Source organism: Moritella sp. 24 (assembly GCF_018219155.1).
Classification (GTDB): Bacteria; Pseudomonadota; Gammaproteobacteria; order Enterobacterales; family Moritellaceae; genus Moritella.
Genome location: NZ_CP056123.1, coordinates 145,088 through 156,787 on the forward strand (window position 1 = coordinate 145,088; position 11,700 = coordinate 156,787).

Annotated in this window: 13 protein-coding genes; 2 read left to right on the forward strand and 11 right to left on the reverse strand. The window is 40.9% G+C overall.

Annotation, left to right across the window (positions count from 1 at the left end):
* Positions 1-40 precede the first annotated feature (40 nt).
* The 7 genes from HWV00_RS00660 to HWV00_RS00690 all read right to left on the reverse strand — a co-directional run bounded on the left by HWV00_RS00660 (position 41) and on the right by HWV00_RS00690 (position 6,590).
* Positions 41-1,171, reverse strand: a complete 1,131-nt coding sequence (locus HWV00_RS00660; protein WP_211684261.1) for an S-(hydroxymethyl)glutathione dehydrogenase/class III alcohol dehydrogenase — start codon at positions 1,169-1,171, stop codon at positions 41-43.
* A 194-nt stretch (positions 1,172-1,365) separates the two neighbouring features.
* Positions 1,366-1,902 (reverse strand): hypothetical protein, encoded by a 537-nt coding sequence (locus HWV00_RS00665; RefSeq protein WP_211684262.1) that lies wholly within the window; start codon positions 1,900-1,902, stop codon positions 1,366-1,368.
* A gap of 142 nt (positions 1,903-2,044) precedes the next feature.
* The gene (locus tag HWV00_RS00670; protein ID WP_067040799.1) at positions 2,045-2,404 is read right to left on the reverse strand and encodes a glutathione S-transferase N-terminal domain-containing protein; all 360 of its coding nucleotides are present in this window, start codon (positions 2,402-2,404) and stop codon (positions 2,045-2,047) included.
* Positions 2,405-2,571: 167 nt separating this feature from the next.
* Complete coding sequence (locus HWV00_RS00675; protein ID WP_255554860.1) at positions 2,572-3,801, reverse strand: NADH:flavin oxidoreductase/NADH oxidase family protein; 1,230 nt, start codon at positions 3,799-3,801, stop codon at positions 2,572-2,574.
* A gap of 103 nt (positions 3,802-3,904) precedes the next feature.
* A complete protein-coding gene (locus HWV00_RS00680) occupies positions 3,905-4,504 on the reverse strand; it encodes a TetR/AcrR family transcriptional regulator (RefSeq protein WP_211684263.1) in 600 nt (199 codons plus the stop codon).
* A 74-nt stretch (positions 4,505-4,578) separates the two neighbouring features.
* Positions 4,579-5,241 carry a hypothetical protein gene (locus HWV00_RS00685; RefSeq protein WP_211684264.1) on the reverse strand — a complete coding sequence of 221 codons (663 nt, stop codon included), beginning with the start codon at positions 5,239-5,241 and terminating at the stop codon, positions 4,579-4,581.
* Between the two features lie 92 nt (positions 5,242-5,333).
* Entirely contained in the window at positions 5,334-6,590 is a 1,257-nt protein-coding gene (locus HWV00_RS00690; protein ID WP_211686255.1) for a dicarboxylate/amino acid:cation symporter, read from the reverse strand.
* Positions 6,591-6,763: 173 nt separating this feature from the next.
* Here HWV00_RS00690 and HWV00_RS00695 point away from each other — a divergent pair, with 173 nt between their 5' ends.
* Positions 6,764-7,639, forward strand: coding sequence for a LysR substrate-binding domain-containing protein (locus tag HWV00_RS00695; protein WP_211684265.1), 876 nt, complete (start codon positions 6,764-6,766; stop codon positions 7,637-7,639).
* Positions 7,640-7,731: 92 nt separating this feature from the next.
* On the opposite strand, the gene HWV00_RS00700 is transcribed toward HWV00_RS00695, so the two are convergent.
* The 4 genes from HWV00_RS00700 to HWV00_RS00715 all read right to left on the reverse strand — a co-directional run bounded on the left by HWV00_RS00700 (position 7,732) and on the right by HWV00_RS00715 (position 10,605).
* Positions 7,732-8,415 (reverse strand): YceH family protein, encoded by a 684-nt coding sequence (locus HWV00_RS00700; RefSeq protein WP_211684266.1) that lies wholly within the window; start codon positions 8,413-8,415, stop codon positions 7,732-7,734.
* On the reverse strand, positions 8,415-9,023 hold the full coding sequence (gene cobO / locus HWV00_RS00705) for a cob(I)yrinic acid a,c-diamide adenosyltransferase (RefSeq protein WP_211684267.1): 609 nt from the start codon (positions 9,021-9,023) through the stop codon (positions 8,415-8,417). The genes HWV00_RS00700 and cobO overlap by 1 nt, the downstream gene beginning before the upstream one ends.
* A gap of 72 nt (positions 9,024-9,095) precedes the next feature.
* Positions 9,096-9,341 carry a YdcH family protein gene (locus HWV00_RS00710; RefSeq protein WP_211684268.1) on the reverse strand — a complete coding sequence of 82 codons (246 nt, stop codon included), beginning with the start codon at positions 9,339-9,341 and terminating at the stop codon, positions 9,096-9,098.
* A 61-nt stretch (positions 9,342-9,402) separates the two neighbouring features.
* Positions 9,403-10,605: a multidrug effflux MFS transporter gene (locus tag HWV00_RS00715; RefSeq protein ID WP_211684269.1), complete on the reverse strand. Its 1,203-nt coding sequence runs from the start codon at positions 10,603-10,605 to the stop codon at positions 9,403-9,405.
* 107 nt (positions 10,606-10,712) lie between these two features.
* On the opposite strand from HWV00_RS00715, the gene HWV00_RS00720 reads away from it, so the two are divergent.
* Positions 10,713-11,669, forward strand: a complete 957-nt coding sequence (locus tag HWV00_RS00720; RefSeq protein WP_211684270.1) for a LysR substrate-binding domain-containing protein — start codon at positions 10,713-10,715, stop codon at positions 11,667-11,669.
* The last annotated feature ends 31 nt before the right edge of the window (positions 11,670-11,700 follow it).

Consider the following 11,700-nt stretch of genomic DNA (forward strand, 5'->3'; position numbering starts at 1 on the left):
TGCATCGACAGTATTCTTGTTGAAAGTATTTTAATAAAGGTTATTTATCGAAATGAATAACAGTACGAATACTTTCGCCTTTGTGCATCAATTCAAATGACTCGTTAATGTCTTCTAAGCCCATTGTGTGAGTGATGAAATCGTTTAGTTTGAAGTCACCAGCCATGTAACGTTCTACAATTTCTGGCAATTCTGAACGACCTTTAACACCACCGAATGCACTGCCACGCCATACTCGACCCGTTACTAGTTGGAACGGACGCGTTGAGATTTCTTGACCTGCACCGGCTACACCAATAACAACTGATTCACCCCAACCTTTATGGCAGCATTCTAATGCAGAGCGCATTACGTCAACGTTACCGATACATTCGAATGAGTAATCAACACCACCGTCAGTTAATTCAACGATGACGTCTTGAATTGGTTTGTCATAGTCTTTTGGATTAATGCAGTCGGTTGCGCCTAATTGACGTGCTAGTTCGAATTTGCTTTCGTTAATGTCTATAGCAATGATACGACCTGCTTTTGCCATTTGTGCGCCGATGATTGCAGAAAGACCGATACCACCTAGACCAAATACAGCAACAGTGTCGCCTTCTTGAACTTTAGCTGTATTAAGTACTGCACCCATACCCGTTGTTACGCCACAACCTAATAAACAAACTTCTTCTAATGGGGCTTCTTTATTTACTTTTGCTAACGAAATTTCTGGTAATACAGTGTATTCAGAGAATGTTGAGCAACCCATGTAATGGAAGATTGGCTGACCGTCTTTGTAAAAACGAGTTGTGCCATCTGGCATTAGGCCTTGGCCTTGCGTTTCACGAATTTTTTGGCAAAGGTTAGTTTTACCTGATTTACAGTACTTACATTCGCCACATTCTGGCGTGTAAAGCGGGATAACATGGTCGCCAACTTCAACGCTTGTTACGCCTTCGCCGATTTGTTCAACGATACCACCACCTTCATGACCAAGAATCACAGGGAAGATACCTTCTGGATCATCACCTGACATTGTAAATGCGTCTGTGTGACATACGCCAGTTGCGATGATGCGAACTAATACTTCACCAGCGCGGGGTAACATCACATCTACTTCTTCAATAGAAAGTGGTTGGTTAGGGCCCCAGGCAATAGCCGCTTTTGATTTAATAAATTTGTCAGTCATGTTGTTCTCTCTAATTTATATTGTCATTTGGGAGGTAACACTGAGGTCCCCTCGTTTTGTTGGAGCCATTATAGTTATTTCTGTGATATTGATAATCCCATTAAATTACAAATTACTTTTACTGTGTAGTAACAATATGGGCTGGTAAGTGCTGATTTGGGTTTAATAGGCGCTGAATGTTGGTTAGGGAGGTGTTATTTTCCGATATTTTTAATGGTGCTATCGAGTTTTTGGCTGTGGTTATCCATCAAGGCTTGAATATTTTGTGCGTTTTGTAAGGTATTTAAAGTGTTTGCTATTGGTAATGTAGGAGACGGTTTTTCTTCTAACTGCTGTGCTTTTTCTACATTACGCGCTGGTGTCGTGATGGCGGGTTTTCGGGGCGCGATAAGGGTGGTATTTGGGATAATCGTGATTGTTTGTCGATTTATCTTATTATCAGTTTGTGAGGGATTGCCTTCATTATTCGAAAAGTGCCATTGACCTTGTTTATCTTGCCATTGATAAAGCGTGACAGATTCTGTGTTGTCACTTGTTTTTGTAAAAGCAGATATGTTGGAGATGGTATCTAAACTGAGATGTGTAATATGACTTTTAATTTGTTCAAAGGCGTGGATAACATCTTGCTGTATAACTGTGGTCGTTAGTATTTTTTGACCATCGGGCTTGCTAATAAAAAATAGCGAAATGACGGCACCGAGCATTAATGAGATCAGGAATTTATAAAACATTGCTATCACAATCCTTGTTTAGCGAGTGTTTAAATTATATCTATTGTACCAATTGCAACAAACAGTCATCCGCTGGTTTATTGCAATTGGTTGATCACTTATTTAGTTAAAAAAGAGACTTATTTAGTTAAAGCAGACTAAATTAAGCAAATTTCTTTTCTAAATGAGCAATGATGTCGCTTGATTCATACATCCATTGTACTTGACCATTTTCTTCAATACGTAGGCAAGGTACTTTGCGTTTGCCGCCTTGTTGCTCAAGTTCGTTACCAAACGTTGCATCGTTTTTCGCGTCGCGTACGGTGATATCTAAGTTTAAACGCTTCATGCTACGACGTACTTTTACACAAAATGGGCAAGCCTCAAATTGGTAAAGAGACATGTTATTGATCTCGCTATCAACTTTTGCTTGTGCATCAGCTGGGCGTTTCATGCTTTTTGGCGTGAAGATAAAGTTAAGCGTTAAAATAAGACGGCCTAGTAGCCAGCGAACAACTTTCATGAATAAGTACCTTGTGAAAATAGGGTTAGTTTTTCGGTATGCTATCACATTTATAGCCCGTTAAGCGACGCCCAGCGCTACCCCGATACAGAATAGCTAAGAGGCGATGCACAGACCTGATTAGTTATTCTTTATAATCAGGTTTATAAATAGTGTATTCGTTGCGGTTAAGCACGGCGTTTTCTGAATGCGTAAATGCCTGCACCATAGATGGTTTTGAAGAATACTGGCCAAGTACCTAAGTTTGCTTTTGGTTGCTGTCGTTTAGCAATACGCGCGAGCTGTGCTTCGTACCAAGTAATGTCTAGCATCGCGATTTTATCAATCGCGCGAACGCCCGTAGTTAGTTTTGGTAAACTGATTTTATGGTCATCCGATGCCATTAATTTATTTGGTAGCTGGGTATCTAACGACATAGGACGTGCTATGCCAATAAAGTCTGTCGCGTTACTTTGTAGTGCTGATAGCATGGCTTTACTTGAACGGAAACCACCTGTTACAACTAGCGGCGTGTCAGTAATTGCACGTACTTTTTCTGCATAAGCAAGGAAGTAAGCTTCACGTTCTAACGTTGACTTCTTCACTTTATGACCGGTCATCGTCGGGCTTTCATAAGTACCACCACTGATCTCGATTTGGTCGATGCCTGCATTAGATAATGTTTTTACTACCTGCATTGACTCTTCTTCGGTAAAGCCACCACGCATAAAGTCTGCTGAGTTAAGTTTAATGCCAATAGGGAATTCATCACCCACTTCGGCACGTATTGCCTGATAGATTGATAATACAAAACGCATGCGATTCTCGATCGAACCGCCCCATTGATCGTCACGTTGATTATGACGTGGAGAGAGAAACTGATTGACTAAATAACCGTGGGCACCATGAATTTGAACCCCTGTAAAACCAACTTGCTTAGCGAGTTTTGCACTGGTTTGGAATTGGCCAATAATGTTTAATATCTCTGTTTCGCTTAGTGCACGAGGAGTATTAAACCCTTTTTCTAAGCCATTGGTTAATGCGATAGCGGATGGCGCGACAGGTTCTGCATTAATAAAATTCGGGGTTTGTTTACCCGGGTGATTTAACTGCGCCCACAGTTGAGTTCCATTAACACTGCCTTGCTGTGCCCAGTGTTTGAATTCTGTAAGGTCACTCTGTTCATCGAGTACGACTTGCTTTGGCTCGCCAAGTGCTTTGCGGTCAACCATGAGATTACCAGTGATTGATAGTCCTAAACCACCCAAAGCCCAAGCGTGATAAAGCGTTGCTAGCCCAGGTAATGGATTATGGTTAATATCGCTTAACTGTTCACTCATAGCCGATTTAAATAAACGGTTTTTAATATGAGTGCCATTTTTTAAGGTAAAACCTTGTTGTAATGTAATTGTTGTCATTATTAATCCTTGCTTATAAAATCATTAGACCGGTCGTCTTAACTTCAGTTCGAAAAAAACGATATTACAATGAGAGTCATAATATCGCGGTCAGCTTGTTAAGTTAGTTTGCTTTTAAAATGTCATCAAAAATGAAATCAGTGATCTGAGTAAGGTTATCGGTATTACCAGCAATCTTCATTTCGATTAAACTGCCTTCCCATGCTGTCCACATTAATGTAGCAAGCTGTTTCGCGGGTAAGTCAGTACGAATTAATTGCTGTGCTTGCGCATCGCTAACTAATCCAGATAATAATTGGTTGAGGGCCTTAACCGAACGCTGCATTGCTTGTTGGCATAATGCACTCGAGTCACCAATATCGTTAGCGACACTTGCGACTAAACAACCTTGCTTACCTTGATTTTCGGTATATTTTTGACGACCTTTTTCGAAAAGAGCACGCAATTTTTCTATTGGGTTCAGGTTTGCGTCATCCAATAGCGGTTGAATTTCCTTTGCATTAGCGTGCATATCGGCTTCGATAAGCTCGGCAACAAAAGCTTCTTTGCTATTAAAATAATTATAAAAGGACCCTTTAGGTACTTTCAGCTCATCTAGGATCTGTTTTATCCCAGTACCGTGATAGCCGTGTTGAGAGATATGTTTGATACCAACTTCAATCAGGGCTTCGCGTGTATGTTCGTTTTGTTTAGGTCTTGGCATTTGCTCATTCTATGACCGATCGTCTTGAAATGCAATTATTATAAGGATTGCAATTAAGACGACGGCCGTTATGTTTACGCCTGTTTTTGAGTTAGAGAGGTTTTGGTTTTATGTGCGTAAAAGGCAATGAAAGTATAAAAAAGTAATTCCATTGTTTCTTCTGAAATATTTTTTACATCACGAACGTATTGATTCCCCATCACGCCTTCCCAGAAATCACCCATACCATAAAGTCTTGAAAATACGAACAATAGAACAATAAACGTAATCAGTGTCTGCATGTACTTATTCTCTAATAATGTCGACATTTGTGTGTGTAATTGACCACCTTGTGCTGCGTATACGATAGCTCCAAAAGCGACGGTTAAAGCAGGGTAAACCCAAAAGCCATGGAAAATGAGATCAAAATAGCCATCAAGTTCTCTAATAAATAAAACACTAAAAAAACCACCGACCAACATTGCTGCTTTTGGTAGGACATTAAGATGTTTTAGCTGATAAAAACAGACAACTGAAAATAATAATAATACGGCCTGCAATAATTCAGTAACGGACTCTTCACCCAGTGAATTTTCTAACCAGAAATAATCGAGTCTTTGTACTGCAATAACGACTAAGCACAATAACGTCGTTATCATTATGTTTTGTACTGTTTTTAAAATGGCTGAATTATTTTGCTTGGCTGTGTCAATTTGATATGCATCGTGAGACAAATTTGGAGTGATTTCTATATTCATTGTAACCTCAATTATTAAATCATCCGTGTTTGTTAAGTCCTATAAATCATGACGCGCTGAAGAAATAGTTCCTTCAGCGTCTTCAATTCTGTTTAACCTTTATTCTGCTGCCATTTATCAACAACCAGTGCTGCAATAAGGTCACCTTCGACGTTCACTGCGGTACGGAATGTGTCGAGTGGACGTTCGATAATAAGTAAGATTGCGATCCCTTCTAATGGAATACCAGCCGCTAACATCACTAACTGCATACCAGACATCGAGCCTGATGGCATACCTGGTGCGCCGACAGATGAAACCATCGCCATAATGAAAATCATAATGATGCCAGTAGTACTTAAATCTATACCAAATAATTGTGCAAGGAAGATAGCAGCAACACCTTCAAATAAAGCGGTACCGTCCATGTTCATCACTGCGCCAAGGGGCAGCACAAAACTACTGGTGCTTTGCGATACACCGAGATCTTTTTCTGCGGCTTGCATTGAAAGGGGCAGTGTTGCAGAGCTTGACGATGTTGCAAATGCCATTGCTAGCGGTGCGGATATCGCTTTAAATAAGGTGCTGAATTTAATGCCAGTAAAAATCTTGGCTAAGGTGGGTAATACAATGACACCGTGGATAAGCGTGAGTACAAAGACCAGTAGGGCGAATAATGCTAATTGACCAAATAACCCTGTGTTGCCTGTGACTGTAAACTCAAACACGATCGCAAATACAGCAATGGGTGCGAGACGAATAATGCCCTGAACTAATTTATTCATGCCTGTATTCAAGCCCGCGATAACATCAAATACCACGTGTTTTTGAGGTAATGAGAGTAATAACGACACTGAAAATAACAGCGAAAATAATACAATCGCTAATAGGTTACCGTTTACTAATGCTGAGAAAGGATTAACTAATGCCATCGCAAGTAGTTTTGTCGTGATGGTTGAACCGGTTACTGCACCTTGTTCGATAAGTTTGATGTTATCACTGACCGTCACTGGCTCCACAAGTGGTTGCCATTCTGGCATTAATAACGCAGCACCCAGTCCTAAGCTGATTGCAATAATGGATGTTAGGCTATAAAAAATTAGCGTGCTTACACCCAGTGTTTTTAATTTTAATGTTGAACCAATATTGGTAATGCCTTGCATTAACGACAGCATTACCACGAATCCGATGACCATTTTGAGTAAGCCGATATACGTGGTCTTTCCTAACAAGATTAATTGATACCAAGTTTGTTCTGTCACTGGTTCTGTAATATTGGCGACTGCAGGTATGATGGTGGCAAAAACCCAAGCTAAGATAGCGGCGGTGAGTAATTGCAACGGCAATGAACGCTTGATAGTTGATAACATCATATTTCTCGTTAGGAGGCTTAGGCTAAAATGAGGGGCGATTATATTGGAGTTATTCGATGATGATAATTAGCCTGATAAGCAAATCACTTTTACTGGTTAGTAATAATTTAGGTTTATTGTACGGAATAACTTATAATTGTTACCTAACTGTAGAATAAGAGAGTGTATTGATGAGTGATTGGTCCGGCGTCAGTGAGTTTGTTGCTGTTGCAGAAACAGAAAGTTTTACCGCAGCGGCAAAACGCTTAGGCATCTCTACAGCACAAGTGAGTCGACAGATTTCTGCCCTTGAAGAACGGTTATCGGCAAAATTGTTTTATCGTACAACACGTAAAGTATCGGTAACTGAGGTTGGGGGTATTTATTATCAGCATTGCCGTCAGGTGATGGATGGTTTAGCGGATGCCGAACGTGCGATCAGTAATTTGCAAAGTACACCTAAAGGTAAGCTGAAAATAACAGCCCCTATTACTTATGGTGAAAGAAGTGTTGCACCCTTAGTCAATGACTTTGTGACGCAATATCCTGAACTCGAAGTACAGTTAGTATTATCAAACCAACAAATTGATTTAATTGATGAAGGATTCGATTTAGCGATCCGCTTAGGACAGTTAGGTGATTCATCAATGATTGGTAAGCGACTGGCTACCCGTAAACAATATGTGTGTGCAGCACCTGAATATTTAAGTGCGTTTGGTGCGCCACATACCTTGTCAGAACTAGATCGTCATAACTGTTTATCTGGCACGTTGGATTATTGGCGCTTTCAAGAAAAAGGCAAGGCGCGTAATATTCGTGTGAAGGGTAATTTTAGTTGTAACAGTGGTCCAGTATTAGTAGATGCGGCATTGAAAGGTGTCGGTATTGTGCAACTTCCCGATTATTATGTGCAGGAATATATTAATCAGGGCCAGCTTATTGAAGTGTTACCTAACTATCGAGAGCCGGATGATGCTGTGTGGGCTTTATACCCGCAAAATCGCCATCTGTCGCCGAAAGTACGTATGTTAGTGGACTATTTAGCGAAAGAACTCGCGATAAGTTAGTTTGTAAAACACGGATATTACTTTCTTATATGAGTGAAATAGGGAACCGATAGTTAGCGGTTCCCTATTGTCATCATTCAATGCTTATAGTGTTAGTCGATTAATGCGCTAACGGTTTCTTGCAATTCAGCTAGCTGGGCTTTAAGCGTAGCGACTTCCTGTTCAAGTTCATTTACTCGACTCGATAATGCGTCATTTTCATCGGAACGCTGATTTATCGTTTGTGCTGCACTCTTTTCTTCAGCTCCTGTTCCTGCTGTTGAGGTTACCTCACCGCTAAATAAGTGGGCATAACGGCAAGCACTTTGCCCCGGCTCACGTGCAAGTTTAACGATAAATGGCCCCTGCTCATGGTTGAGTAGCTGATCTAATGCCGTTTCAACTTCGTGGACATCATTAAACTGACATTGACGTGCTGAGCGAGTTCGTAATTCACCGGGTGTTTGTGGGCCACGTAAAAATAGCAATGTTAATATAGCTAATTGTTGTGGGGTAAAACGTAGTTTACTGAACTCAGTATTACCAAAACGATGACGAATTTTAGCACTGCGCTTACCGCCGTTTTCATCATTGATAACCAAGTGCTTCTTCACTAGATCATCAACAATGTTTTGTACTTCGTCTTGGCTAAGTGAGAGTACGGGCTCTCGACTGCTTTTTTGATTGCAGGCTGATGTTAACGAATTTAGTGATAGCGGGTAATTGTCGGGTGTGGTGTGTTCTTTTTCAATTAACGCACCTAATACGCGGGTTTCATGTAGTGATAGTTCATCCATTACCAGTCAATTCCTATTTGAGCTTTAATGCCTGAGCGAAATGCGTGTTTTTCTTCTCTCACTTCACTTACGGTGTCTGCGATTGCGACTAAATCTTTGTGTGCACTTCGGCCTGTGACAATCACGGTTTGATCGACAGGACGATGACGAATAGCGCTTAATACCTCTTCCAGATCTAAGTATTGGTAACTGAGCATATAAGTCAGTTCATCTAATAACACCATTTTTAGATCGGGATTAGCGAGCATCGCTTTAGCATGTTCCCATGCTTGTTCTGCTGCTGCAATATCAGCGGCTTTATCTTGTGTGTCCCAAGTAAAACCTGTTTTCATTGCGTGATAAGGCATGTCGGGGCGCACTTGTTGGATAAATTTTACTTCTCCAGCTTCCCATGTCCCTTTAATAAACTGTACAACACCTGCGTTAAAACCATGGCCAATACAGCGAATCACATTACCAAAACCAGCACAGGTTTTACCTTTACCGTTACCTGTCATTACGATCAGAATACCACGTTCTTCAGTGGCTTTATTCACGCGTTTGGTGACTGTTTCTTGGATTTTTTGCATCTTCTGTTGATGCTTATCTTGACTGTTTTCTTCCGTCATTACGCATTCCTTTAATACCTAGTGTTATAGACTTCAGTGTAAGGCTTTTATGGCTAAATGGAAGTGGATAAATTAAAAATCACCATTAATTAGTTTTTGATAAAGTTGATCTTTTAAGGTTAATCGACGGTTTTTTAATTCGACAAAATGGCTGTCTGTGGTTGGAATATTACTGGCTTCAAGGACGTAAATATGGTGATCGAGTTTGTGGTATTCTTTGGCAAGATCGGCAAATTCTGGATCATCACTTTTTAATTTAGCGATGTCGATAGCGTGTTCGGGAAATTCATGCGTGATCGGGTGTTTTTCATTCTGCATTATGATGACCTTAGTGATGAACGGGTTCATTGAGTGTAGTCGAACCCGTTCATTGCGTCATTTAATGTGAAACTTGTTCTTGGTGCCAATGATTAAGACGTGGCATTAGCATCATTGCTAATAATATTGCAGATAAACCACCCATTAATATGATAACCGCGTAAGGGGCTGTTAAGTTCGTTTGTTGTATTAAACCAACAAGCAGTGCGGCGCCACTCATTTGAATACAGCCTAACATTGCTGCGGCTGTGCCAGCGCGTTCACCAAATGCAGCGAGTGCCATACTTGTTGCTGGACCCAGTAATAATGCAAAGCCAACACATAACAGCATCATTGGTAGCATGAAGGCAAAGGCTGCTGCCATTCCTGCTGTTGGACCCCATTGTTGTACCGCTAATTGCAGTGCTGCGGATGATAGTAATGCGGTAAAGGCAATGATAACTGTAGGGCGATTACCAAAGCGTTTAATTACTGTTGGTGCAGCAAAACAAGCGGCAATATTGACGATGGCATTAAGGCCAAACAAGCCACTAAATTCTAATTCTGCGATGCCTAAATGGCTGATTAACCAGTCTGGTGCATACGACACATAGGCTAGAATTGATGCCATACCTACCATACAAGCGATAGCGTAAAACATGAAATGTGCATCGTATAATACGGGCTTGAAGCGTGACCAGTGGTATAGCGACCCCGATGTATCTGTATTTTCTGGGCGTGTTTCTGGTAGTTTATTGATGATTAGCGCTAATATGATTAATCCGTATAACGTCATAAAAATAAAAGTCGAACGCCAGCCAAACTGCAGGGCTAATAGACCGCCTAAAGTTGGTGCAAGCGCTGGAATAACACAGATGACGCCATTTAAATAACTGTAATAATGCGCGCCTTTTTTAGAGTCAAAGCTATCGCGTACCGCACTAAATACTACGATAGATGTTGCGCATGCTGCGATACCTTGTAGTACTCTGGCTATTTGTAACCAGTGAAATTCAATTGCACCAGCAGCAAGAATACTGCTTAAGCAATACAGCATAACACCGCCAATAGCGACTGGACGGCGACCAAATCGGTCTGCTAGTGGTCCTATTAATATCTGGCCAACACCCATAGCAAATAAGAACAATACTAATGTTGATTGTACGTCACTTGATGAGACCTGAAATTCTGCAGCCATTGCAGGCATTGAAGGAAGATAAATATCGATAGCGAGGGGGCTGAGCACCACCATTGCCATCAAAATAGGTAATATATTTCGGCGCATTGTTATTCTCGAATAAAGGCTAGTTTAATGCGGGGCAGTTTACGTAAAGCATGATATGAATGGAAGTGGTATAATTTCAGTATTGAATTTCCATTGAGGAATATCTTGTGAATTTAGATAATCTTGCCAAAATAGATTTAAACCTATTAGTTATCTTGCAGATCTTGCTTGAAGAAGAAAGCGTCACTCGTGCTGCAAATCGCTTGCACCTCAGCCAGTCTGCACTCAGTAAGAGTCTCACCCGATTACGTGATACCTTAGATGACCCATTATTTTTACGTACAGCACACGGACTCAAACCAACTGCGCATGCGTTGCAGTTAAAAGCGCAACTGCCAACCATACTGCAGGGCCTGTATCAGATCAGCTTACCACCGAGTTTTATTCCCGAAAAAAGTTATCGACAGTTCTCGTTTGCGATGCTTGAAAGTGCGTATGAAACATTGCTGCCTTATTATATCGGCCCTATTTTGTCACAAGCACCTAAGCTTAATTTAAGCATTTATGGCTGGGATGAAAAATCCTTGCTCGGCTTGCAGCAAGGGCAAATTGATTTCGGTATCACCGCAAGAGAACTGCATCCTACGGCTGATTTCCGTCTGAATAATTTACCCGATGGTATTGCTCATCAACGTTTATTTACTGACAACCAAGTATGCCTTGTCCGTAGTGGACATCCGATGTTAGCGAGTATTCATGCTGGGAATTGGGATGTTGAAGCTTACTTAAATATGTCGCATGTACAGGTGCGTTGCGAAGGTAATGATTGGTGGTTATTGGATTATCAGTTAGCAGAATCAGGTCAACATCGTCATATCTGTGCCACATTACCGGACTTTTATGGGGCTGCGAGTGTTTGTGCACACAGTGATTTAGTTTTTACTTTACCGTCTAGCTTTGTCCCACATGCGCAGAAATTATATGATCTCGTTGAGTTAACGTTACCGATCAATTTTTCTTCATTAGTTTATGTATTGCTGTGGCACAAACGTAATAATGATGAACCGGGGCATAAGTGGGTAAGAGATATGATTTGCCAAAATGTTGAAGGGGCGATGGAATGAAAATAAAAAGCCCAAGTCATGATGACTTGGG

What these genes read in the sequence shown, in the direction of transcription:
- HWV00_RS00660 (WP_211684261.1), bottom strand. Translation starts at nt 1,171, where the DNA reads ATGACTGACAAATTTATTAAATCAAAAGCGGCTATTGCCTGGGGCCCT.
- HWV00_RS00665 (WP_211684262.1), bottom strand. Translation starts at nt 1,902, where the DNA reads ATGTTTTATAAATTCCTGATCTCATTAATGCTCGGTGCCGTCATTTCG.
- HWV00_RS00670 (WP_067040799.1), bottom strand. Translation starts at nt 2,404, where the DNA reads ATGAAAGTTGTTCGCTGGCTACTAGGCCGTCTTATTTTAACGCTTAAC.
- HWV00_RS00675 (WP_255554860.1), bottom strand. Translation starts at nt 3,801, where the DNA reads ATGACAACAATTACATTACAACAAGGTTTTACCTTAAAAAATGGCACT.
- HWV00_RS00680 (WP_211684263.1), bottom strand. Translation starts at nt 4,504, where the DNA reads ATGCCAAGACCTAAACAAAACGAACATACACGCGAAGCCCTGATTGAA.
- HWV00_RS00685 (WP_211684264.1), bottom strand. Translation starts at nt 5,241, where the DNA reads ATGAATATAGAAATCACTCCAAATTTGTCTCACGATGCATATCAAATT.
- HWV00_RS00690 (WP_211686255.1), bottom strand. Translation starts at nt 6,590, where the DNA reads ATGTTATCAACTATCAAGCGTTCATTGCCGTTGCAATTACTCACCGCC.
- HWV00_RS00695 (WP_211684265.1), top strand. Translation starts at nt 6,764, where the DNA reads ATGAGTGATTGGTCCGGCGTCAGTGAGTTTGTTGCTGTTGCAGAAACA.
- HWV00_RS00700 (WP_211684266.1), bottom strand. Translation starts at nt 8,415, where the DNA reads ATGGATGAACTATCACTACATGAAACCCGCGTATTAGGTGCGTTAATT.
- cobO (WP_211684267.1), bottom strand. Translation starts at nt 9,023, where the DNA reads ATGACGGAAGAAAACAGTCAAGATAAGCATCAACAGAAGATGCAAAAA.
- HWV00_RS00710 (WP_211684268.1), bottom strand. Translation starts at nt 9,341, where the DNA reads ATGCAGAATGAAAAACACCCGATCACGCATGAATTTCCCGAACACGCT.
- HWV00_RS00715 (WP_211684269.1), bottom strand. Translation starts at nt 10,605, where the DNA reads ATGCGCCGAAATATATTACCTATTTTGATGGCAATGGTGGTGCTCAGC.